Raw genomic sequence first — 24,717 nt, 5'->3', positions numbered from 1 at the left:
AAGGAAATAATTTAAATAATTAAAATATTTGTATATTGTGTTCATATATATTAAAATGTAACTATAAAATCTAGGTACACAGGAGGAATGTTTTGAAAATATTTAAGGAAATTAGTAAATACATAGGATTAATAGGTGCACTTGTAATTGCCCTACTAATTTATAAGATAATTAGTAATTTTACATATATAAAATCATCTTTTAATGATATTATCTCCATAATATCCCCATTTATATATGCTTTTATAATTGCATACCTACTTAATCCTATCGTTAAATTTTTTAATAATAGGTTAAATATTAAAAATTACCTGAGCATATTAATTACATATGCTATTTTAATTCTTATTGTAATATTAACATCTGTATATTTTACTCCTAAAATAATAGATAGCTTTAAGGATTTATATGTGAGTTTTCCTCAAGCAATAAATCAAGTGGAAACATTAATAAGTTCTATATCAGCTAATACTTCCCTTGAAGAAAATCCTTTTTTAAATTCGTTTATAAATTCTGATCTAAATTCAATAATAACGCAGATTAAAGAAGCTGCTACTACAGTTTCTAATTACGTATTAAAAGGTACAATCTCTACTACTATTTTAATAGGAAAATGGATTCTTGGCTTTTTGATTTCTATATATGTTCTTATATATAAATATGAAGTAATATCCTTCTTTAAAAAGCTTCTAAAGCTTATTCTTAAAGAGGACTATGCACACAAAACAATAGACTTTTTTAGAACATTAGATTCAATGTTTATGTTATACATTGTAGTTAAAGGACTAACATCCCTACTTATTGGTTCTATTGCTTTTGTAGGGTTAACTATTATAGGGTCTCCATATGCAATTTTAATATCAGTATTTGTTGCAATAACAAATATGATACCATACTTTGGCCCATTTTTAGGAATGGTATTTGGTAGTTTAATAACCTTAATTTTCCTACCACAAAAAACCCTATTAGTTTTGGTTTTCCTATTCCTACTTCAGCAATTTGATGCATTTTATTTATATCCTAAAACAGTTGGGGAGAGAGTTGGACTTAACCCCCTTGTTGTTATATTCTCAGTAATTGTTGGTGGTGGATTATATGGTCCAATTGGAATGGTTTTATCTGTTCCAATAGTTGCAAGTTTTATGGTTTACTTTAATAAATACTTAGAATAGACTTTTATTTTTAATATGGGGTGTTAACTTTGTTAATACCCCATATTTATTGTTAATACTATGTAAACTATATATAAATCATTTGTTTTACAATTATATATGTATTAATATATATTTAGACAAAGTTGAGGTGATAAAATGAACTTTTTAAATAATTATAAAAAATACTTATGGGTGGTTGCACTTGTTCTTACAACATATATGGGAATACTACTTATATCAAACTACAAATACTTAATTGAGGTTTTAAATAATGTATACTCCATACTAAGTCCATTTTTCTATGCACTAATAATTGCATATATTTTAAATCCAATGATAAAGCTGTTTCATAATAAGCTTAAGATTAACAAGGGAATTAGTATACTTTTAACATACTTAATACTACTTACAGGTATAACAATTGGAATATTATTTATTGTTCCATCAATTGTAAATAGTGTTACCCAGCTTGTAAATGATATCCCGGTATTTATGGATTCTGCATCTAATATAATCAAAAAAATTCCATCAAATGAATTTGCAAAGCTAGACTTAACTTCAATTATTAAAACATTTGAGGCAAGCCTTACAGGAGTCTTAACCTATTTACTTAATGCAACTATATCTACTACTGTTTATATAGGTAAGTGGATACTTGGAGCATTAATATCCGTTTATGTTGTTATTTATAAGGATGAGGTTATTTCATTCTTTAAAAATCTTACAATACTTATTTTCAAGGATAGGATTGGGTCTAATTTAGTTCACTTTACAAGAACTCTAAATGATAGGTTTATTGCTTATATAGTTATTAAAGGTGCAACCTCATCATTAATTGGACTTTTAGCGTTTATAGGTCTTAGCATTATAGGTTCCCCATATTCGCTTCTAATTTCCATATTCGTAACTGTATTTAATATGATTCCATATTTTGGACCATTCCTTGGAATTTCTCTTGGATTTTTAGTTAATCTATTCCTACTCCCTTCAAAGGCTATTATTGTTGCTATTTACCTGTTTGCACTTCAACAGTTTGATGCCTGGGTACTTGACCCTAATACTGTAGGACCTAAGGTTGGACTTAATCCCCTTGTTGCACTAGTTGCTGTAACAGTTGGAGGTGCAATATATGGACCTATAGGAATGTTAATATCAACTCCTGTAGCTGCAACTATTACAATATATATAACAAAATACTTTAACCCAAAAACTATAATATAATAAACTAATCTCTCTCTAAATAATTAATCATATAATTACTTAGAGAGAGATTTTATTTTTTCTTTCTAAAATATTTACTTTTTATAAGCTTTGATTTTTTAAGGAACTTCTCAATTTCCTTTGAATCAAGATATACTTCACCAATAAGTCCATGGTTAAAATCTACTGTTTTATTGGTATGAAAGTCGGACCCTCCTGTATAAAACAATTTCTTCTTTTTAGCAAGAGATATATACATTTTAGTATCTCTTAAAGTGTTTCTATAATGCTTTGCCTCTATACCGTCAAATGGCATATCTATAATTTCACGCGTACATTCCTTACTTATTAATACAGGATGTGCCAAAACTACTTTAGCCCCAAAATGTTTTAATATTTCTATACCAGAGCTTACTGATACCCTGCCTTTTTTAACTTCAACCTTAAAGTCCCTTTTAAAAAGTTCCCTAAGGCTTTTATCTTTCTTTCTATTAATAAAGTCTAGTGCAGTAATAAATTTTTCATCTTTATATCTATCATCTTTAAAATACCCAAGTATATGAATACCACGTCCCTTATGTCTCGTTGAAAGTTCAATACCTGGTATGACCTTAACCGAATAATTATTACCTTCACTTACAGCCTCCTCTATTCCCCTAGTTGTATTATGATCTGTTATAGCAATTAAATCTATTCCTAAATAGCTTGCATACCTTACAACTTCACTAGGGGTTAAGTCTCCATCTGACTCTGTTGTGTGTATATGAAGATCTGCCTTTTGATACATAATACTCCTCCTAAAGTCCTTATAATATATGATATAGATATACATAAAAAAAGTACCTAATTTATTTAGGCACTTTCTAAAAAATTTAAATAGCAAATATAGTTTCGTTAGTTTCACCAATATTATCTTCAGTTAATTCACTTAATAATATCTGTATATCATTTATCTTATTAAGTCCTTCTTCAATCTTATTTGATACATTAACTGTTATCATTCTAAATTGTTTCTTCTCCTTAATTTGAAGAAATTCTTCTATAAATTCCTCGTCAAGAGGAGCCTCCCCATCAGTTATAAATACTATATCTGAATATTTGTATCTAGCTGTATTAATAAGCTTAATAGACTCGTTTAGTGGCTCTACAAAGTTAGTTCCACTTCCTATAAATCCCGTTGCTAAGTCATACATTTTCTTAGGCTCTATTTTCCTCTTATTAAACTCTATAACCTGTCCTACCTTATATGAAAATATAATTCCAACAAAGTCCCTTTTTTGTTTAAATGCTATGTCTAAAAGAGCAATAGCAACTGATTTTGACCAAACCTCAAGTTCTCCCTCCATTGATGTTGATGTATCAATACAACAAATAATAGGTCCCTTAGACTTTTGGTTACTATTTTTATATTTATATGAAAGAAGTTCTTTTTGGTAATATCTTTTATAAAATGCTGACTTAGTTTTTTCGTTTGCAAGTAGCATTTTCTCTGATGGTAGCACTCTATGAAGTTCATCTGATATTTTAACATCATAAACCTCCTGCCCCTCTTCCCTAATTCTTCTTTTTTGTATCTGACTAGCTGAAGCCTTAAATCTACCTGCCATTTCAGATATTTTGTTTATTTTTTTAAGGGAACGAAGCTTAATAGCTACTTCTATTTTATCATCATAGGATGTAGCACTCATTTTACCATCATCAAGTCCCCATGATTTTATAGTAGAATTAATAGCTAAAAATTCTTTATATGCCGCTGCTACAACCTTATAAAGTATATTACTACTTAAAATAATCTTAATTATATTTTCAGTGGCAATTTCAATTAGATTTTTGGTAGATTCTATGCTGTCTTCTAAAGAAGTAATATTACTTCCGCTTACACTTTTAAATCTACTAATCTTATTTAAAATATCTAATGACTTATTATATAACTTAGTATTTTTATTAAAGGAATCTATATAATCATTAAACTCCTTATTAGCTACTTTAAGTTTAATAATATTTTTAACAAGATATTTTGATAAAAGTTCTCCACCTAATATAGAATTAAAGTAATTAGTAGAGCATGCCTTTCTAAAAATATCAAACTCATCTGTTATAAATAGGTTCTCTATAATAGAATAATTTAAAATACTAGATGCTGGTATTTCGCTTTTGTTATTCAGCACTGGGCAGGCCTTAAATAAGGCTAAATAAAGATCTATACTTAAGCTTTCATAGGTAATAATATTTTCTATATACTCTTCCCTTATAGAATTGAGTCTTGTTGACTTCTTATGTATTTCACCATATATATCAAGGTCAATTTCAAAATGTGATATAACGCTATTACTTATCATAACAATCACCTAAAACCCAAATCCGTCTTCGTCTATGCCTTCTTCTTCAAGTGTTAATGTTATTTTCTTAATGTAATCCTCAACTTCTTTTTTAAGGCTATTAAACTTCCTCTTTGTAGACTCTTCCATAAGATCTATTTCTCTCATTATTTTCTTAAGCTTTTCGTATATATATTCAATAGAACCCTTAATTTCTACCATCATACTAATATTTGTTATTGTTTCAGCAGTATCTATAATTTCAACATATCTTTTCTTAATTAGGTTATATTCCTTTTCATATGCAGAAACAGCTGACTCTTTAAGGATTTCTTCAATTTTTTCTATTTCTGATGGCTCATTCCATAAAACATCCTTAAGACACTTAAAATCCTCTGATATTACTTCCCATCTACCATTAAGCATTGCATTTGCTCTTAATACCTTAAGACATTCATTTTGTCTTCTATCTGATACTACAACCCCTTCTCTAAGCAGTGCATTCATTAATGATATATATTCCTTTAATATATCCTCACTAACTTCTACAAACTTTAAAGCATCCTTTAAAACTCCTATTTCTTCAATAGATACTACAGTTATCTCTTCATTTTTAGAATCTATCTTTATAAAGTTTTTAAGCATGGTAAGCTTATTTTGTACATCACCTACATAATCAACATACATTCTAAATATCATTCTATCGTATAAAGCCATTAATGAATCTTCCTCAGGAAATTCATTAGAAGCTGCAAAAAGTGATATTAATGGAACATCTACTGATATACCATCATTATAAAATATCTTCTCGTTAACAAGTGGAAGAAGAATATTTAAAGTTGGTTCATTACACTTAAATATTTCATCTAAAAATACAATTTCTGCTTCAGGAAGCTTGTTTTTTGTAACACGAACAAACTTATCTTTCTCCATTTCCTTAATGCTATATGGCCCTAGTATTTCTGATGGGTCTGAAGTTCTATTTAAAAGCCAAGAGAAGTATCTTCCCTTTACTATTCTTTTACATAATTCATTAACAAGTGCACTTTTAGCTGTTCCAGGTGGTCCTATTAGTAGTACACACTGACCTGTTATTAATGCCTTTAAGCTGTTATCTATAACTTCATCTCTTTCAACAAATATACTCTTAAGTTCCCCTGATATACTTTTAAATTTATCTATAATAATACCTACTTCATCTTTATAGTTTAATTTTGATTGTTCCATAGTTCCCTCCTAAATCTTCAGATATATTATACAACATTTTTTACATTTTCTAAATCTAATAATACTAATATCCGCATAAAATAACCCTACAATAAAAACTGTAAGGTTATTTATTATTATTTAATATTTGAAATAACTTTTTCTATAATCTCAACCCTGTTAAAAGGTGTTATAAAGTAGAATCCATCTACATAGCTTTTTAGTTCATTACATATATTAACAGCAATATCTATACCTACCTTATAACCTTCTTCCCTTGTCATATCGCTACTGAACATGTTAATATACTTATCTGGTATTACTATACCGGGAACTTCATTATGAAGGAACATTGCGTTTTTATAACTTGCAAGTGGCATTATTCCAGCTAAAATTTTAACTTCTGGTCTTTTTGACTTAAGATCAATTAAATATTCAATAGTCTCTTTATCAAAAATTGGCTGAGTTAAAAAATAACTTGCACCACTTACTATCTTCTTATCCATTCTAAGAATTTCATTATCCTTATTTGGTATATTAAGGTTAAGTGCACCTCCAATAGATACGCTTTCATTAATAAAAACATCATTATTCATCTTAGCTACAAGGTCTATTAACCTAAATGAATTAAGGTTAAATACGCTTTTAGTATTTATTCTATCCTCTGCACAAATAGGATCTCCGGTTACTATTAATACATTACGAATACCTTCTATATATGCAGCTAAAAGTCCTGATCTTATTGCATTTATATTCTTATCTCTGCAGCATAAATGTGGAAGAACATCTATACCTACTTCTCTTTTTACTTTTGCACTAACCATTAAAGAGTCTACCCTAGCTATTGCTCTTGGTGAATCTGCAATAGTTATAAGATCTATTCCCATTTCCTTGCATTTTTTAGCTCCATTAATTACAGAATCAATATCAATTCCAAAGGGAGGATCAAGTTCAACTGCATATATAAAATTGCCCCTATTCAGCTTTTCCATAAATGCCCCTTTTATTTTGCTATGAACTATCTTACCCTGACCTTCTTTTTTCGAAGATTCTATATTTGAAATATTACTATCACCTATTCTTTGTGTTATTTTTTGAATATGAACAGGGGTAGTACCACAACACCCACCGATTATTTTTACTCCAAGAGATTTAATATCCATCATCATATCTGCAAAATAATTTGGATTATTTACATATACGCTTCTCTCATTAACTATATCAGGATATCCTGCATTAGGTAATGCTGATATAACTGAATCTTCAATACTGATTCTACTAATTAGTTTATATAGATGTAATGGCCCAACTCCACAGTTAAATCCAAAAGCATCTACATTTAATGACTTAATATCTTCTATATAGCTTTCAATATTTAATCCTCTTCTAGTAAAACCATCCATTGTAAATGCTAACTGTACTAATATAAATATATCTTCATTTTTTTCCTTAATATAGTTAGTTATTTCATATAGATAATCTAAACTGCTAAAGGTTTCGAATACAAAAATTTTGGTACCTTCCTCTAGAAAGCTATCTACAATAAATTTATATTCATCAACTATATCAAATTCATCATCGTCTATTTTAATATCAGGAATAGGACCTATACTGGCACCTATAAAAACATCTCTACCCTCTACTGCTTTTTCAGCAATATTGTAACCATCTTTAATTATCCTCTTTAGATATTCTCTAGTACATGAAAGAGTAATAGTATTTGCTGCAAATGTATTGGTTCGAATAATCTTTGCACCAGCATCTATATACTCTCTATGTATTTTTTCAATAATGCTAGGGCTAGTAATATTAGCCATTTCACATTTTGATACACTATCTCCTGTTACCTCAACATAATAGGTCCCCATTGCCCCATCGGTTACAAGAGTATTGTTATTTAAAAATTCCCTCATTTGTCACTCCCCTATAATGTATAATTATATTTCTCTGCCTTCTATTTCTGCTAAAACCCTTAATTTATTCATTATATCCTTAAACTTATCTGGTTTAATTGACTGTGCCCCATCACATAGTGCCTTTGCAGGGTTATTGTGAACCTCAATCATTAACCCATCTGCACCTGCAATAACTGCTGACTTTGCCAGTGGTTCTACAAGCCAGTTCTTACCTGTTGCATGTGATGGATCTACTATAACAGGTAAATGTGTAAGCCTTTTAACCACAGGTATTGCACTTAAATCAAGTGTATTTCTTGTATATGTTTCAAAGGTTCTAATTCCCCTTTCACATAGGATAACATTTTCATTTCCACCTGCCATAATGTACTCTGCAGACATTATCCACTCTTCGATTGTTGATGATAAACCTCTTTTTAAAAGTATAGGAGTTTTTGTTTTCCCTAGTTCCTTAAGTAGATGAAAGTTTTGCATATTTCTTGCTCCAACCTGTATAACATCTACTCTTTCAACAAACTCATCTAGGTCCTCAGTTGCCATAATTTCGGTAACTATTGGAAGTCCTGTTTCCTTTTTCGCTACTTCAAGTAATCTAAGCCCTTCCTTTTCAAGTCCTTGAAAGCTATATGGAGAAGTTCTCGGCTTAAACGCCCCACCTCTTAAAAAGTTTGCTCCACTTTCTTTAACTTTTCTTGCTATTTCAACAATTTGTTCTTCACTTTCAACTGAACAAGGACCTGCCATAATAGCTAAACTTTTTCCTCCTACTTTTGTACCTAAAACATCAATAATTGAATTTTCAGGTCTAAAAAGTCTATTTGCCTTTTTATAAGGTTCCCCAACCTTTAATAACTTGTCTACTTCGTCAATTGCCGAAACCTTATCTTCATCTATTTTAGATGTATCACCTACAAGACCTATAATAAAGAAAGTCTCACCTTGAGATAAATGTGTCTTAAGACCTAGACCTTCAACATATTCTACAACCTGTTTAACAGACTCTTCTTTGCACTTTGGATTCATAATAACAATCATGTTGATACCCCCTCAAATTCCAAATTATACATACAATTTCAATTATTATATCATAGTTTGTCAATAGTATATATAATTCTATCTACTATATATACTTTTTAAATAATAAAAAAATAACCATAGATAATTCTATGGTTACTCTAGTTATATTAATTTTTATAAGTTTTCAAGTAACTTATCTATTGTTTCAACAAGAGTTGATATATCAGGCTTACTTAACTGTGCATCTGCACCAACTGAAAGTCCCTTATGCTTTAAGTCCTCAGTAATAAGTGATGAGAATATAATTATAGGTAGCTTTTTCAGTATATTGTGCTCCTTAACCCTTCTTGTTAAGGTATGTCCATCAAGTTGTGGCATCTCAATATCTGTTATAAGAACCTGTACTCTATCAGTAAATTCTTCACCATATTTTGCTTCAACATCTAGTAAATATTCTAGTGCCTGTTTACCATCATCAAACATTAAAAGATTAGTAAATCCAGCCTTAACTAAAGTTTCTTTTAGTAGTTTTCTTATTAAAGCTGAATCATCTGCAAGCATGATTTTATATTTACTTCTATCCTTATATGCAACCCCTACCATTCCTTCTTCACTAATACCTGTTCTAGGATTAATATCTGTTACTATTTTTTCAAAATCTAATAGTTGAAGAACATTCTTTTCTTTCATTATATTACCTATAACTAATGAATTAGATGATATACTATCTGGCTTTGTAATCATCTCCCAAGTAATTCTATGAATAGCTACAACATCGTCAACTATAAATGCAACCTTAACTTGATTAAATTCGCATATTATAACCTTTGCATCCTTTTTATTGTTATAACTACCACATATTATATAGCTAAGATCTATAAGTGATAATACCTCATCTCTACACATCATAAGTCCTGCTATTGCTGGGTTAGAATCTGGGATTTTTGTTACCTTATCTAATAAAACAACTTCCTTAGTCTTAATAACGTTTATTGCATATGATTGACTATTTATAATAAACTCTAAAATTTCTACTTCCCCAGTACCTGCTTCTAATAGTATCTTACTTTCCATTTTTCACACCCCCTGAATAGCTTATACTAATATATATTCTAATTATCGTCAAAACTGTACAATAAAATAGGGGAAATAACCTGTTTTTAGTTATTTCCCCTAAAAGTTTATATTATAAATTTTCCACCTTCACATTTAACAACCTTTGCAGCTACTGAATTAGCAAGTGCACAGCTTTCTTTAATTGAAAGTTTCTTAACTATACCTGCTATAAGACCACCTGTATGCGCATCTCCAGCTCCTATAGTATCAACTACCTTTACTCTTTGAGTTTCAACTATTCCTTTTTCCTCACTGCTAAGATATCCGCATCCGTCCTTACCTAGTGTTACAATAACCGCTTCACCTGTTAAATTATGAACATACTCCATTCCCTTTTCAGGTGACTCATAACCTGTAAGTTCTTGTAGCTCACTTTTATTTGAGTGGTAAATCGTCCCCATTTTAAGAAGCTTATTAACAAGAATTTTATCTAAGAAAGAAATTCTTGGACTTGCATCAAATAATATTTTACATGACTCTTTTTTTCCCTTCAAAGCTTCGAGAATAACATTCCCTGATTCTCCTTCAAGTTCATATCCTGATACATATATTAAATCGTATGATGCTATATCTATATTATTAAACCACTCAGTTTTCCAATTAGTTTCTATTCCTGGAATAGTTATAAACGTTCTCTCTCCATCTTTTTCAACAAGTGAAAGATTCCATCCATTATCCTTAGACTTATCCTCTATAAGTATATTATAACCTTCTGATGTAAGATTACTTTTGATTATTGAAGCATAAGTTCCACTGCCAATTGGTGCAAATAAGTCTGACTTAATTTCAAGTGCCTTTAAAACATTAGCTACATTGTAAGCACAGCCTCCAACCAGTGATTGCTTATGTTTTGCCATAACATCTTCACCTGTTTTTGGTAATGCATCTGTTGCTATAATTATATCTAATACTGCTGCTCCAAGAATTAAAACCTTAGTCATCTTATGCCTCCTTATTACCCTTAACAGTCTTTACATATACAAAGTATAATAAACCACTTACTACAAATGATAGAATAATTCCTAAACTATTATCTCTAAATATACCCTTAGCAAATATTCCATCAAAGAATGGTGAATTTGTAAATAGTAATCCTATAATTACACCTAATGTCCAGCTAATAATCCCACCTTTGTTAACAGAATTATAGTTTGAATCTGTTAATAGTCTTTCTTCATATCCTAATCTTCTTCTAATTAACACATAGTCAATTAGGAATACTGCTGCCCATGATGCAAGTCCTATACCTAGTAATCCTAAGAATACTTGGAAGTTACCAAGAAAGTCTTCTGAAACAAATAATACATAAATTGGAACAAGTATCATTATAGCTGCATGAATTGCAACTGCAACAAAATCATTTACCTTAATGTTAAGAGTTTCAAGGTTAACTCTTGCTGATTTTAGACTAATAATACATTGAGGAATTAATCCTCCAAGTGCTGTTATAAAATATATAACTGTTACCCATGCAGGTAAAACATTACTTATAACCTCTATTGGATTAGATGATGTAGCAAGTTCTGGTACTGATGTACTCATTAGAATTCCTATACCCATAATAATGAATAGTGGAATAAATGCACCAAAAGTTACAGCACTAAATACTGATTTTGATGATGACTTTGGATTCTGGTAACAACTATAGTCAGCTGATGCAATTGACCAGCTGATCCCTGTTCCTGCTGCAATTATTGATACTGCAGGAAGGAACCCTTCAATCCAGCTTCCATTCTCCATAGCGAAAACTTGGCTCCAGTTAGTTTTAGGAATAAGTAAAATTAGAATAAATAATGTTAAAGCTCCAAAAACATATGAAAAAAATGTTTGGATCTTAACTAGTGCATCCTGTCCAAAAATACTTGATGCAATCACTAGGAAAGCAAATACTAATAATGATACTACTGTTAGTACTGTTCCTCCCTTAATACCAAATACTGCAAATAACGCTAGTAGTGTAAGTGTTCCTGTTACAACATTTACAGCTAGCCAGCCGACAAGATTAATCCATCCAAGTAGGTTTGGTATAATATTACCTTTAATACCAAACGCGGCTCTTGATAGTAGGAATGTAGTTCCTCCTGAATCTCTACCTGATAAACTTAGGTATCCAACAAGTGCAAATGATGCAGCCCCTACTGCTGCTGCTAGTAGTGATTGTAAAAAGCTAAGGTTGTATCCAACTATTATAGCTCCGTAAACTACTCCAAGAATTCCTATATTACTAGCAAACCATATAGTAAATAATTCTTTTGGAGTACCTACTCTTTCTTCTTTTGAAATAAATGGTGACTTATTCATAATTCCTCCTAAGTGCGCTTTATATATTATTTCTAAATTTTAAAATTGCATCAGCAAATTTTGTAAAATCTATATTATTACTTTCATTTATAAGCTTTATATAATCCTTACGAATTGATCTTATTCCAACCTTAGCTCCACAAATTGCAGCAGCCATAGCCCCTACTGTATCTGTATCTCCACCTAGATTAGCACATAGAATACTACACTTTTCAGGTGTTTTTGCGTAATATGCAACTGCTATAGCTGCTGGAACTGACTCACTTGTTTGAACCCCAGCTCCTATTACGTTAAATATTTTATCAACAAATGCTTCTTCATTGTCCTTGTATTTTTCAGCATAGTAAATTCCAACTTCTGCTCTTTCTCTAAGTGATGGCGAAGATGTTTCAAATCCAAGTTTTCTTCCCTCTTCATATGAGTTAAATGAATTTTTAATTATTTCATCCCAAGACTTATCATCCATTGCTGCACTAACAGCAGATGCAATCATACATGCCCCGCCAATAGCAACATCTGTTGCATGTGTTGTTTTACTAATATCTGCTACATACTTTAAAAGACCCTTATTGTCACTTTCAAATAAACATCCAATAGGTGCAATTCTCATAGCTGCACCATTAGTTTCTGCCTTTGAAGTGAATACTGTTGCATCCTTACCTTCTTTAATAGCAAGAAGTGCCGCCTTAGAACTTGGCCCTAGAATATTTTTATTAAAGGCGTCATTATCTATTGCCCATTGTGTTAAATTTTTTGCTATTGTAGCACTATTAACCTTAAATCCGTCTTCTATTAAAGAGTTTAATATTACTACTGCTTGATGAGTATCGTCTGTGTACTCACCTTTTTTGTAGTACATTGCAATATCATTTTCCTCTGGTCCATCAAGAAACTCTTTTATTTCACCAAAGTACTCTTTAATCTTTCTTCTACTCCAAAATTCTGATGGCATTCCCATTGCATCTCCAATAGCCATACCATATAAGCATCCTAAAACCTTATCCTTCATAATTAAACCTCCATATTGGTACGGTTGTCCGTACAAGTTATAATATTGATATAGGCTATCCTATATCTGTTACCATATTAAACTCTATTTTGCTATTGTATATAACATTAACCTTTTCAACTATTACACCATTATCATCTATTACCTCACCTATTGCAGATAGATATACATTTTCATCACCAAAATAGTTTCTTGTAAAATCATTTGACTCTATTGCTTTAATAGTAAGTTTAGCTGTTTTAGGTGTTATTTTATATTCTCTTTTCATTATGCTATAAAGAGAATTGTTATTAAAATTAATTGTATGTATATCTTTAAATAAGCTCATAGGAATTACTGATGTATCAATCGTAAGATACTCAGTATCTTCACCTTTCTTTACCCCTCTAGCTCTTATAAGCTTAAAAAATTCTTCATCTTTAATAGTTACTACTTCACTGGATATTACATTTGTAACTGGCTTTTCTCCACGCCTTTTAATGTAATCGCTAAATCCGCAAAAATTCCACATATTATATTTTACTTCACGGAGTCTTACATATACTCCTTTTCCATGAATTTTCTCTAAAAGGCCTTGATTAACAAGGTTCTCAATTGCTTTTCTAATTGTGGTTCTTGTAATCGAATATTCTAACATAAATTGACTTTCAGATGGTATTCTATCTCCATCCTTATACTTACCTGATAAAATATCATTTTTAATTATACCCTCAAGTTGTGAATATAAAGGTATTACATCTTGTCTATCTAACATAAAAACAACTCCAATACTTGTACGTACAAGATCTACGATTATTATTGTACACAAAAATAAGTGCTTTTTCTACACTTTTTTTAAAATAATTCATAACATTTTATAGCAAATCCTCCTATAAGCATCATATTTAGCCTATTAGTATAACAAATAAGCCCCTAATCAACTAAATAATCAATTAGGAGCTTATAATAAATATTATTTTTTTGCATTAGATATAGATACTTTTTTACCTTTTATTGTAACTTCCCTATTCTTTCTTAAAATATCCTTACCCTTGCCATTTAAAATGTCTACATAAGAATGTCCATCTTGAATATCTATTATTCCAATATCCGCTCCTGTTACCCCTTCAAGGTTACTAAAACATCCAACAATATCAAGAGTTCTAATTTTTTTCTTCTTACCACCGTTAACATGAATTTTAACAACATCACTATGAACCTTTTTCTTCTCTACTCCGGTTTTCATAGCAAATTTCTGCTGACTCTTATCAAATTCTTCTTTACCATCAAGAATCTCATCCTTTGATGGTAAGTCTATCTTAACTATGTCTTTACCTGTGTATTCAGCAATATCTTCTATATATTTAATTGCATTTTCTGTAATTATACTAATAGCCTCTCCATGGTTTCCATTTCTTCCTGTTCTACCTATTCTATGAACATAACTTTCCTTTTCAAATGGTATTTCATAATTATAAACATGGCTAATATGATCAATATGAATTCCACGTGCTGCAACATCGGTTGCAACCAATACTTTGTATTCCTTATTCTTAAATCTCTCCATAGTCTTAAGTCTATCACCCTGCATCATGTCACCGTGAATTTGGGCTGTTAGTATATTTTTCTTTCTTAAAAATGAATATACTTCCTTAACTCTATCCTTTGTGTTACAAAATACTATACATGCCTCAGGAGTCGATGCATATATACTATCTAGTAAAGTAAATAATTTATCATCTTTATCTGTAACTATATATCCTTCTTTTATATTACTTTTAGTTTCAACTCCACCTTCTATAGTAATATCTTCTGGGTTATTCATATACTTATTACAGATCTTTTTAATCTCCTCTGGCATAGTTGCTGAATAAAGGGCTAAATTTTTACTTCCTTTAATACTATCAAGAATTTCTTCAACTTGAGATATAAATCCCATATTAAGCATTTTATCAGCTTCATCAATTACAACACTGTTTATATATGTTAAATCAAGTGTTCCTCTATTAATATGGTCCATTACTCTTCCAGGGGTTCCTACTACTATATGGACTCTTTGTTTTAGCTGCTGTGCTTGTGGCTGGAATGGCTGCTTACCAAAAACTGCAACTGCTCTAACCTTATTAAGTCTACCTATATCTGAAATCTCTTCCTGTACTTGAAGTGCAAGCTCCCTTGTTGGAACAAGTATAAGTCCCTGCACCTTAGATTCCTGTGAATTAACCATCGAACAAAGTGGTATACCAAAACTAGCTGTTTTACCACTACCTGTTTTAGATTTTACAACAAGATCTCTTCTTGATAAAAAAATTCCAATTGTTTCTTCCTGAACTTTAGTCGGGCTATTATACCCCATATTTTCTAATGCCTTTACAACATTTATATCTAAATTAAAATCTTTAAATTCTTTTCCCATAATATCTCCTTCAAATCAGTATTCATTTGTGTTACTACATATATCATAACACAATTTTAAGTTTACTACTCTTTTCTTTATTTTGTCATAAGTCTATTTGTCCAATCATAAAATTATATAGGGAATTTATAAACCTTTATAGGTGGTTTATTAAACAATTTGTAAGGAGAGATTTATGAATAACGGCTTTAAAGTTAATCTTCCATATCCTGAAGTTAAAGTAAAGGCTAAAAATCCTACGTATGCAAAAATAATGCTTCAAAACTATGCAGGTATGGTTTCTGAAATGAGTGCTATATGTCAGTATATTAACCACGAACAACGTATTTTTAAAGAGTATCCTGAAATTTCAGATACTCTAAAACATATTGCCATGGTTGAAATGCATCACCTTCAAATGATAGGACTGTTATCACATGAACTTGGCGCTGATCTTAAGTTTTGGTATGAAAAGAAGGGCAAACATCAATGGTGGAGTCCAAAATTTATTGATTATGAAAAAACGGTTCAACAAATGATTAAAGCTAATATTGCAGATGAAAAATCAGCAATAGCACAATATGAAAAATCCATTGCCGAAATAGATGATAACTACGTAACTGCTGTGCTTAAAAGAATTATTTTAGATGAGCAGCTTCATATAAAAATACTTACTGGAATACTTGATACCTATTTTTAAATAAATTAAGGCTAAGGATTTTTCTTTAGCCTTAAAATCTATGTAACTTTTTATAAACATTTTTGTTTATAACTTATGATATAATACATATGTAAATTAAGAAAATCATAACATTTTTACATTAAAAAAGGAGAATAAGTATGAAAAAGTCATTAAAATTATTTGTTACTATACTTACTATGGCTATTTTTATTCTGCCATTAACTAGTAAGTTAGCATTTGCAGATTCTTTTAAAGTTGTAACACTAGGTGCTGACCTTTCAAATGAACAAAAGCAGCAAATGCTTAAGCATTTTGGTGTTACTAAAAAGGATGCTAATATATTAGAAGTTACTAAAAAAGAAGAAGATAAGTACCTAAAAGATATTGCTACTGCAAAGCAAATAGGAACTAAATCAATTTCATGTTCATATGTTGAACCTACTTCATCTGGTGGACTAGATGTTACTACTGAAAATATTCACTGGGTAACAGATGGGATGATTAAAAACGCCCTGATAACTGCTGGTGTAGAAAATGCAGTAGTTAAAGCAAGTGCCCCTTTTAATGTGTCAGGTACTGCTGCACTTACTGGAATTCTTAAGGGATTTGAAAATAGTAAGGGTGGAGAAAAAATCTCTGAAGATAAAAAAGAAGCTGCAAACGAAGAAATTGTAGTAACTGGAAATTTAGGTGATAAAATTGGACAAGATGAGGCCGCAAACCTTATTAATGAAGTAAAAACTGAGGTGTTAAAGGCAAATCCTCAAACTGAAGAAGAAATTAAAAATATTATCGTTAATGTAATAAATAATAACAATATTAATTTGTCAGCTGAGGAAATAGACAAAATCACCGGTCTAATGGATAAAATTAATTCACTAGACATTGATTTTAACAAAATTAAAGATCAGTTAAATGAAGTTTCAAATGTACTTAAGGATACCCTAAACTCTGATGAAGCACAAGGCTTCTTTGCTAGCGTTAAAGAGTTTTTCTCAAATTTCACTAACTGGATAAACTCACTTTTCAACTAAAACAAAAAAGTGCTGTAATGCAGCACTTTTTTTGTTTATATATCTTATTTATCCATGTCTTTGAAGTATTTTGTTTAGTACCTCTATAAATTCGTCAATTTCGTCAATTGTATTATATAATCCAAAACTAGCTCTAACCATTCCTGGCATAGCTTCTCCTTTTAGGAAATAATGATATGCTGCATCATTATCAACTGATAAAAGCCTTCTTACATATGGATGGGCACAGAATCCACCATGTCTAACAAAAACCCCTCTGTAATCAGCAAGTTTTTGTGCTACTAAATCATGTCCGATTCCATCAATATTAAAAGGTATTACTCCGAGTCTACTTTTCTCCTTAGAATCTCCATATAGAATAATTCTATTCATATTTTCCATTTTTCTTATAGCATATTCCCTCATTTTATTTTCATGTTTTTCTATATTATCAAATCCCACACTTACTAAGGACTTCATTGCACTAATAAGCCCCATTACTCCTAAAAAGTTAGGGGTACCTGCCTCACACTTTGATACTTCTCTATCCCAGTACACGTCTTCATCTAAAACATACTCAACAGCACCGCCACCTACTATTAAAGGGTCTGCACTATTCAAATCATTTGTAAGTCCAACTACTGCTCCACTTCCAAATGGTGCATACATTTTATGTGCTGAAAAAACAATAAAATCTATATGTTCCATTGAAATCTTCCTATGTGCAATAAGCTGTGCTGCATCTACTACTATTTTAGCTCCATAACTATGTGCAATACTAGCAAGTGACTCAATATTTGTTATATATCCTGTAACATTAGATGCACCTGTTATACTTAAAACCTTAATTTTTCCCTTGTATTTTTTAAATAGCTTCTCTAAACTACAAATATCAAGTTTTCCTCTATCATCAACCTCTATATACTTAACAGTTCCCTCACGTCTCCATGGTAGGTCGTTTGCATGATGTTCCATTCTAGATGTAACAATAATATCATCTTTCTTCTTAATTAATGCCTTAGCTAGTAAGTTAATTCCCTCTGTGGTGTTTTTTACATATACAACAGAGTACAGGTCTTTTCTTTTAATATTTAAAAAATCTAATACAAATTCCCTAGATTCCTCGTATGCGTAACTACAGTATTCTGATTTTTGACCTTTCCCCCTACCTATTGAACCATACATAAGTATATTTTCCATAATACTATTATTTACGCACTTAAAAGGCGGTGTAGTTGCAGCATTATCAAAGTTTATTGGTATAATGCACTCTCCACTTTCAAGTGCTATTGGTGTATTTATACCTGCAAATAGTTTTCTATAATTCTTCTCTACCATTCTCAAAACCCCCTTCATAATAATATATTCAAAAGAATATATAAGGGTTCAAGCAAAAAATCCACTTTAACCTAAAGGTTAAAGTGGATTTTTATAAATATTAGTCTAGTTGAATATTATTAAATACCCCGAAATCATTTAGGATTAAACTCGGCCATTCACTACCATTTTCTTCCCAAGTATAATCTATATTTAATTTCTTAAGCCAAGCATTTAGTCCATTTCCTATTTTGCTAGCCTCTGCACATTCACGTCCAAAACACTCCTTAATGATACCTAATACATCCTTCTGCTCATCAGCATTAAGCTTTCTTCCCATTAAATCATCTAGCATATCAACACATTGAATATATGATAAACTATCTTCACTATATAGTTCCTGCACTAACTCTTGTCTCTTACAATTAAAGTCCTGTTGAACCTCATCTATTTCTTCCTTATTAGATAGATACTTCTTTGCAATCTTTAAAGCACTAATATCCTTATCTATTTTAACTATCGCTTTTTCTACACCTAAAAATCTCATATACTTACTCACCTTAAAAAAATTTTGCCATATATGCAATATTATCATTATAACATAAGATTTAATTCCTATAAAACCATTGTATAATATTTATAAAAAAACAATATATATTAATAGTATTCATTCTATTTTTCGTTAAACATAGACATAATTAGCATTTTTATACTAAAAACATTGTATTTACAACCACATTACCTTATAATAACATCAGAAATTTACATCAATAAATTTCACATTCCACAATAAAGGAGATTGATAGAAAAGAAATGAAAGAAACTCAACCAAATAAACTAAAATTACATGGGTTTAACAACCTAACAAAAACCTTAAGTTTTAACATGTATGACATTTGCTACACAAAGACTGATGTAGATAGAAATGCATACATAGAGTACATTGATGAACAGTACAGTGCTGATAGGCTTACAGCGATTCTAACAAATGTTACAGAAATAATTGGGGCTAATGTATTAAACATTGCTAAACAAGACTATGACCCTCAGGGCGCTAGTGTTACCATTCTTATTTCTGAGGGGCCTGTTGAAAATATGACAGCATGTGCAACAACAGCATCACCTGGACCACTTCCAGATATAGTGCTTGCACATCTTGATAAAAGCCATATAACTGTTCATACATATCCGGAGTACCATCCATATGAAGGAATTAGTACATTTAGAGCAGATATTGATGTATCTACTTGTGGTGAAATTTCTCCACTAAAGGCTCTTAACTATCTAATCCACTCATTTGACTCTGACATAATGACAATTGATTACCGTGTTAGAGGATTTACTCGAGATATAGGCGGAGAAAAGTTATTTATAGATCATAAAATTGATTCTATACAAAACTTTATCCCAAATCATATTAGAAACATGTACAATATGATTGATGTTAATGTATATCAAGAAAACATCTTTCATACAAAATGTAAGCTAAGGAATTTTGATTTAGATAATTATTTATTTGGTTACACCAAGGATGACCTGCATCCAGGTGAGGCAAAGATGATAGTAAAAAAGCTAAAGAAAGAAATGGACGAAATATTCTACGGAACTAATGTTGAAGAGGCTATGACAGCTATCGAGGAATACGACAGCTATGAATAAACAAACCTTAACACCTCTTTTTACAAAAGTTTTAGAATATGCAAATAAGGAAGTTACCTGCTTTGATGTACCAGGCCATAAGCGTAGTAGTTATTTAACAGATATTAAGTCTTCACTTGGAGATATGATATTTAAATTTGATGTTAATTCATCTAAAACTGTAGACAACCTTTCTAACCCAACAGGTGTTATTAAAGAGTCCGAGATGCTACTTGCTGATGCTTATAAATGCTCTAATGCATTTATGCTTGTAAATGGCTCTACATCAGGCGTTCAATATATGCTTATGTCTGCACTAAACCATGGTGATAAGGTGCTCCTTCCAAGAAACGTTCATAAGTCAGCTATTAATGCTCTAATACTTTCTGGTGCAAAACCAATATTTATAGAGCCTATAATCGATAGTGAGTACGGTATAGTAAACGGGGTAACCCCTGAGGCTGTATCCCATGCTCTTGACCTTTATGACGATATTAAGGCAGTACTTGTTATTCACCCAACATATTTTGGTGCAACATCGAACCTTGAAAAGATAATAGAGATTTCACATAGTAGAAATATTCCTGTTCTTGTGGACCAAGCACACGGAGCCCACTTCTCTTTTCAAGGGGATCTTCCAAGTAGTGCTACCTGCCTAGGTGCTGATCTTGTAACTGTTAGTATGCATAAAACTGGTGGTTCTTTTACCCAGTCTTCTGCTCTACTTCACAACGAAGGCATTATACCAAAACATAAGGTTAGGTCTACTATTAATTTACTTCAAACAACATCCGCCTCATATTTACTTATGAGCTCAATTGATGTTGCTAGAAAGATGTTAGCAGTTGAAGGAGATATTAGACTTTCTAAACTTCTTCAGTTAACAAGATATGCTAAGTCTGAAATAAATAAAATACCTGGAATTTCATGTATTGAGCGTAATTCATATATAGGACGCGAAGGTGTTTATGATTATGACGACTTAAAAATTCTTATTAAAGTAAATGAACTTGGATTATCTGGATTTTATATTTATGACCTACTTGCTAGTGAATATTCAGTTCAAATGGAACTTGCTGAACCAAATGTTGTATTAGCTATTGTTTCATTTGGAGACACTGAAGAAACAATTAACAAGCTATTAAATTCACTAAAGGACATAAGTAAAAGATTCTATGGGACAAACCTTCCCCTAGAAAGGGATGTGTTATCAAGCCTTAAAAAGCCTAAGATGCTTCTTACTCCTAGGGACGCTTATTATCACCCTAAAAAACTTATTAATGTTAAGGAAGCTGAACATCTTATTGCTGGGGAGTCTATAATGGTATACCCTCCTGGTATTCCACTTATAATTCCTGGAGAGCAAATAACAAAGGAGTTTATAGATCACTATCTTTATTTACAAGATGAGGGGACTATTACTCTTAACGAGGATGATAACCCATTAATGATTCAAGTACTTGAAAATGCTAAGGAGGCAAATATGATAGATTTATGGTACACAGAGAACCACCAGGAAGATACTAAGTTCTCTATTAAAGTTAAAGAACATATACACTCTGAAAAATCAGAGTTTCAACAAATAGATTTCTTTGAAAGTGATACATTTGGTAGATTCTTTACCCTTGATGGACTAATGATGGTTACAGAAAAGGACGAATTTATTTACCACGATATGATTACACATATACCGATGGCAGTTAACCCATCAATTGAAAATGTTTTAATAATTGGTGGTGGAGACGGTGGAACTGCCCGTGAGGTTTTAAGATATCCTAATGTTAAACATGTAGATATGGTAGAAATTGATGAAAGGGTTGTTAGACTTTGTCAAAAATATCTTCCGATAACTGCATCTAAACTTGAAGATGAGCGTCTTACACTTCACTTTGAAGATGGCCTTAAGTTTGTTCAAGAATCAAAGGATTGTACATATGATTTAATTCTAGTAGATTCTACAGACCCAATAGGACCTGGGGAAGGATTATTTACTTATAACTTCTACAACAACTGTAAGAGAGTTCTTAAGGATGATGGTATTCTAATTAACCAACATGAAAGTCCATATTACTCAAGTTACTCTAACGAGATGAAAAGGGCTCACCTTAAAATTAAAGAGACTTTCCCAGTTGCACAGGTGTATCAATTCCACATGCCAACATACCCATCAGGACACTGGCTATTTGGATTTGCATCTAAAAAGTTCCACCCAATAAATGATTTAAAAGCCGATCAATGGAATAGCCTCGGAATTAAGACAAAGTATTATAATACAGACCTGCATACAGGGTGCTTTATGCTTCCAAGCTATGTTAAGGAAGAACTTAATAATGCATAACACTTACAAAAATACAAATTTTATAGGCTTTGAATCAAATTATGAAGAATCAACTGTAGTTATGTTTGGTGCCCCATTTGATGGAACAACAAGTTTTAGACCAGGTACTAGATTTGCACCTTCTATTATTAGAAGTGAATCATTTGGCATTGAAACCTATTCACCTTATCTTGATTTAGATGTTGAAGACTTTTCAATATCTGATATAGGTGATGTTGATCTTCCATTTGGAAATACTCAAAAAGCACTAAATGAGCTATTTTTAACAACTGAAAAAATAATAAATGATAATAAAAAGCCTTTTATGATAGGTGGGGAACATTTAGTTTCCCTTCCTGTTATAGAAAGCTTAGCTAATAAATATAAAAACCTTCATATTATTCATTTTGATGCACATACAGATCTTCGTAACGAATATTTAGGTGAAAGCTTATCCCATGCTACTGTTATTAGAAGGGCACATGATATTCTTGGAGATAACCGTGTATTTCAGTTTGGAATAAGGTCTGGAACACGTGAAGAGTTTATATGGTCTAATTCTCATACATATATGAATAAGTTTGACCTTAATACCCTTGATGAAATATGTGAATCACTTAAAGATTCTCCAGTATATTTAACTATAGACTTAGATGTACTAGATCCATCTGTATTCTCAGGAACAGGTACCCCTGAACCTGGTGGAATAACTATGAAGGAACTTTTAAATAGCTTAAACTACTTAAAAAATCTAAACTTAGTAGGTGCCGATATTGTTGAACTATCACCACATTACGATAATAGTGGTACCTCAACTGCAGTTGCTTGTAAAATGGTTCGTGAAATAGGATTATTACTTGCTAAATAAACAAATAAAAGGTATGAAAGAATTTTGCTTTCATACCTTTTAATATTTATGGAAATCTCCCTTATATTCACTTAAAACCTCTATAAATAACTCTACCACATCAGGATCAAACTGTTTACCGCTGCAAATTCTTAACTCATCAATAGCCTCCTCAAAACTTTTACACTTATTGTATGGTCTATTAGATGTCATCGCATCAAAACTGTCAACAACAGTAAGTACCCTTGAAAGATATGGAATATCTTCACCTGATAATGAACTTGGATATCCACTACCATCATATCTCTCATGATGATGTAGAATTAACGGAATAACATCTTTTAAAGCCTCTACTCCCTTAATTATCTCAACTCCACTTTCTGGATGTCCCTTAAGCATCTCCCACTCCTCTTTTTCAAGTGGCATCTTCTTAATAAGCACTTCCTTAGGAATACTAATCTTTCCAATATCGTGCATATATGCACCATATATTAATGTATTTTTTTCTTCTTGTGACAACCTAAGCTTGTCTGCAATTAATCTACTATAAATAACTACCCTTTCAGTATGACCGAAAGTATATCTATCCTTAGCATTAATAACACTTATTAATGTTTTAATTGATGTAAGTATTTCAACATGCTTTTCATCAATATTTCCTCTAATCTCTTCAAGTATTGAAATATAACTTTCAACACGATTCTTCTTAAAGAATTTAGCCCTATAAAGCGCATCATCTGCACTCTTAATAAGTTCAACATCAGTTTCCGCTTTAGTAGGATATACTGATACTCCAATAGATGCTGTTAAATTTCCATTAGGTTGATTTTCCTGACCATTAAAATAAGTTGATTCAATTGTTACCCTTATTTTTTCAGCAACTTCTAAAGCCCTTGCCTCATCTGAACTTGGAAGAATTACTCCAAACTCTTCTCCACCATATCTAGAAACAACCCCTGAATCTTTAACACATTCCTTTAGTATCTTACCTAATTTACGAAGAACCTCATCTCCCTCTTGATGACCGTATAAGTCGTTATAGTGCTTAAAATAATCTATATCTAAAAATAGTAATGCTACTGGCTTTTTTATTTTCTTACTTAACTTAATATTTTCCTTAAGTGCAACATGAAAATATCTATGGTTATATACCTCTGTTAGGCTATCAAAATTAACAAGACTTTCAAGCATTTTAATATGCTCACCCTCGATTTTTACATAAAACCCCAGAGTCCATGCTGTTAATATAAAAACCCCAGATAATATAAGATCATTTTCGAAATATGGATTAA

At 31.1% G+C, this 24,717-nt stretch carries 21 protein-coding genes and 1 pseudogene; 8 read left to right on the top strand and 14 right to left on the bottom strand.

The annotated features are described in order from the left end of the window. Window positions 1–92 precede the first annotated feature (92 nt). Window positions 93–1,172 (top strand): AI-2E family transporter, encoded by a 1,080-nt coding sequence (locus RR539_RS05945; RefSeq protein ID WP_332473439.1) that lies wholly within the window; start codon window positions 93–95, stop codon window positions 1,170–1,172. Window positions 1,173–1,310: 138 nt separating this feature from the next. After that, the gene (locus RR539_RS05940; protein WP_332473438.1) at window positions 1,311–2,375 is read left to right on the top strand and encodes an AI-2E family transporter; all 1,065 of its coding nucleotides are present in this window, start codon (window positions 1,311–1,313) and stop codon (window positions 2,373–2,375) included. A gap of 52 nt (window positions 2,376–2,427) precedes the next feature. On the opposite strand, the gene RR539_RS05935 is transcribed toward RR539_RS05940, so the two are convergent. The 11 genes from RR539_RS05935 to RR539_RS05885 all read right to left on the bottom strand — a co-directional run bounded on the left by RR539_RS05935 (window position 2,428) and on the right by RR539_RS05885 (window position 15,632). Beyond that, window positions 2,428–3,141 carry a PHP domain-containing protein gene (locus tag RR539_RS05935; protein WP_332473437.1) on the bottom strand — a complete coding sequence of 238 codons (714 nt, stop codon included), beginning with the start codon at window positions 3,139–3,141 and terminating at the stop codon, window positions 2,428–2,430. Between the two features lie 85 nt (window positions 3,142–3,226). Continuing rightward, window positions 3,227–4,693 (bottom strand): vWA domain-containing protein, encoded by a 1,467-nt coding sequence (locus RR539_RS05930; RefSeq protein WP_332473436.1) that lies wholly within the window; start codon window positions 4,691–4,693, stop codon window positions 3,227–3,229. 9 nt (window positions 4,694–4,702) lie between these two features. Further along, window positions 4,703–5,899: an AAA family ATPase gene (locus RR539_RS05925; protein ID WP_332473435.1), complete on the bottom strand. Its 1,197-nt coding sequence runs from the start codon at window positions 5,897–5,899 to the stop codon at window positions 4,703–4,705. 116 nt (window positions 5,900–6,015) lie between these two features. Beyond that, on the bottom strand, window positions 6,016–7,791 hold the full coding sequence (locus tag RR539_RS05920) for a bifunctional homocysteine S-methyltransferase/methylenetetrahydrofolate reductase (RefSeq protein ID WP_332473434.1): 1,776 nt from the start codon (window positions 7,789–7,791) through the stop codon (window positions 6,016–6,018). A 24-nt stretch (window positions 7,792–7,815) separates the two neighbouring features. Next, window positions 7,816–8,829, bottom strand: coding sequence for a 3-deoxy-7-phosphoheptulonate synthase (aroF, locus tag RR539_RS05915; RefSeq protein ID WP_332473433.1), 1,014 nt, complete (start codon window positions 8,827–8,829; stop codon window positions 7,816–7,818). A 156-nt stretch (window positions 8,830–8,985) separates the two neighbouring features. Then, window positions 8,986–9,885 carry a chemotaxis protein gene (locus tag RR539_RS05910; protein ID WP_332473432.1) on the bottom strand — a complete coding sequence of 300 codons (900 nt, stop codon included), beginning with the start codon at window positions 9,883–9,885 and terminating at the stop codon, window positions 8,986–8,988. Between the two features lie 107 nt (window positions 9,886–9,992). Next, entirely contained in the window at window positions 9,993–10,868 is an 876-nt protein-coding gene (locus tag RR539_RS05905; RefSeq protein ID WP_332473431.1) for a PfkB family carbohydrate kinase, read from the bottom strand. A 1-nt stretch (window position 10,869) separates the two neighbouring features. Next, window positions 10,870–12,228 carry a purine-cytosine permease family protein gene (locus RR539_RS05900; RefSeq protein WP_332473430.1) on the bottom strand — a complete coding sequence of 453 codons (1,359 nt, stop codon included), beginning with the start codon at window positions 12,226–12,228 and terminating at the stop codon, window positions 10,870–10,872. 19 nt (window positions 12,229–12,247) lie between these two features. Then, window positions 12,248–13,237: an ADP-ribosylglycohydrolase family protein gene (locus tag RR539_RS05895; protein ID WP_332473429.1), complete on the bottom strand. Its 990-nt coding sequence runs from the start codon at window positions 13,235–13,237 to the stop codon at window positions 12,248–12,250. Window positions 13,238–13,292: 55 nt separating this feature from the next. Beyond that, window positions 13,293–13,991 carry a GntR family transcriptional regulator gene (locus RR539_RS05890; RefSeq protein WP_332473428.1) on the bottom strand — a complete coding sequence of 233 codons (699 nt, stop codon included), beginning with the start codon at window positions 13,989–13,991 and terminating at the stop codon, window positions 13,293–13,295. Between the two features lie 198 nt (window positions 13,992–14,189). Beyond that, window positions 14,190–15,632 carry a DEAD/DEAH box helicase gene (locus RR539_RS05885; protein ID WP_332473427.1) on the bottom strand — a complete coding sequence of 481 codons (1,443 nt, stop codon included), beginning with the start codon at window positions 15,630–15,632 and terminating at the stop codon, window positions 14,190–14,192. A 175-nt stretch (window positions 15,633–15,807) separates the two neighbouring features. Here RR539_RS05885 and RR539_RS05880 point away from each other — a divergent pair, with 175 nt between their 5' ends. Both RR539_RS05880 and RR539_RS05875 read left to right on the top strand, forming a co-directional pair. Continuing rightward, window positions 15,808–16,311 carry a ferritin-like domain-containing protein gene (locus tag RR539_RS05880; protein ID WP_332473426.1) on the top strand — a complete coding sequence of 168 codons (504 nt, stop codon included), beginning with the start codon at window positions 15,808–15,810 and terminating at the stop codon, window positions 16,309–16,311. Between the two features lie 140 nt (window positions 16,312–16,451). Further along, on the top strand, window positions 16,452–17,327 hold the full coding sequence (locus RR539_RS05875; protein ID WP_332473425.1) for a DUF1002 domain-containing protein: 876 nt from the start codon (window positions 16,452–16,454) through the stop codon (window positions 17,325–17,327). 48 nt (window positions 17,328–17,375) lie between these two features. Here RR539_RS05875 and RR539_RS05870 read toward each other — a convergent pair whose 3' ends face one another. Next, on the bottom strand, window positions 17,376–18,644 hold the full coding sequence (locus RR539_RS05870; RefSeq protein WP_332473424.1) for an aminotransferase class V-fold PLP-dependent enzyme: 1,269 nt from the start codon (window positions 18,642–18,644) through the stop codon (window positions 17,376–17,378). A gap of 100 nt (window positions 18,645–18,744) precedes the next feature. Continuing rightward, the gene (locus RR539_RS05865) at window positions 18,745–19,170 is read right to left on the bottom strand and encodes a hypothetical protein (RefSeq protein ID WP_332473423.1); all 426 of its coding nucleotides are present in this window, start codon (window positions 19,168–19,170) and stop codon (window positions 18,745–18,747) included. A gap of 266 nt (window positions 19,171–19,436) precedes the next feature. Between RR539_RS05865 and speD the strand changes: the two genes are divergently transcribed. The 4 genes and pseudogenes from speD (at window position 19,437) to speB (ending at window position 23,446) form a co-directional block, all read left to right on the top strand. Further along, entirely contained in the window at window positions 19,437–20,282 is an 846-nt protein-coding gene (gene speD, locus RR539_RS05860; protein ID WP_332474742.1) for an adenosylmethionine decarboxylase, read from the top strand. Further along, window positions 20,275–21,651 (top strand): annotated as a pseudogene (locus tag RR539_RS05855) (aminotransferase class I/II-fold pyridoxal phosphate-dependent enzyme); the annotation flags it as partial. The gene speD and the pseudogene RR539_RS05855, both read left to right, overlap by 8 nt. Before the next feature lie 93 nt (window positions 21,652–21,744). Continuing rightward, a complete protein-coding gene (speE, locus tag RR539_RS05850; protein ID WP_332474743.1) occupies window positions 21,745–22,599 on the top strand; it encodes a polyamine aminopropyltransferase in 855 nt (284 codons plus the stop codon). Next, window positions 22,592–23,446 carry an agmatinase gene (speB, locus tag RR539_RS05845; RefSeq protein ID WP_332474740.1) on the top strand — a complete coding sequence of 285 codons (855 nt, stop codon included), beginning with the start codon at window positions 22,592–22,594 and terminating at the stop codon, window positions 23,444–23,446. The genes speE and speB overlap by 8 nt, the downstream gene beginning before the upstream one ends. Window positions 23,447–23,485: 39 nt before the next feature. Here speB and RR539_RS05840 read toward each other — a convergent pair. Continuing rightward, a partial coding sequence (locus RR539_RS05840; RefSeq protein ID WP_332474741.1) for a diguanylate cyclase occupies window positions 23,486–24,717 on the bottom strand: 1,232 nt, incomplete at its 5' end.

The sequence above is a fragment of the Clostridium sp. genome (assembly GCF_036639235.1).
In the GTDB taxonomy this organism is placed as follows: domain Bacteria; phylum Bacillota; class Clostridia; order Clostridiales; family Caloramatoraceae; genus Clostridium_AB.
Note: the sequence above shows the minus strand (reverse complement) of the source record. Positions and strands in the feature narration are given on the sequence as shown.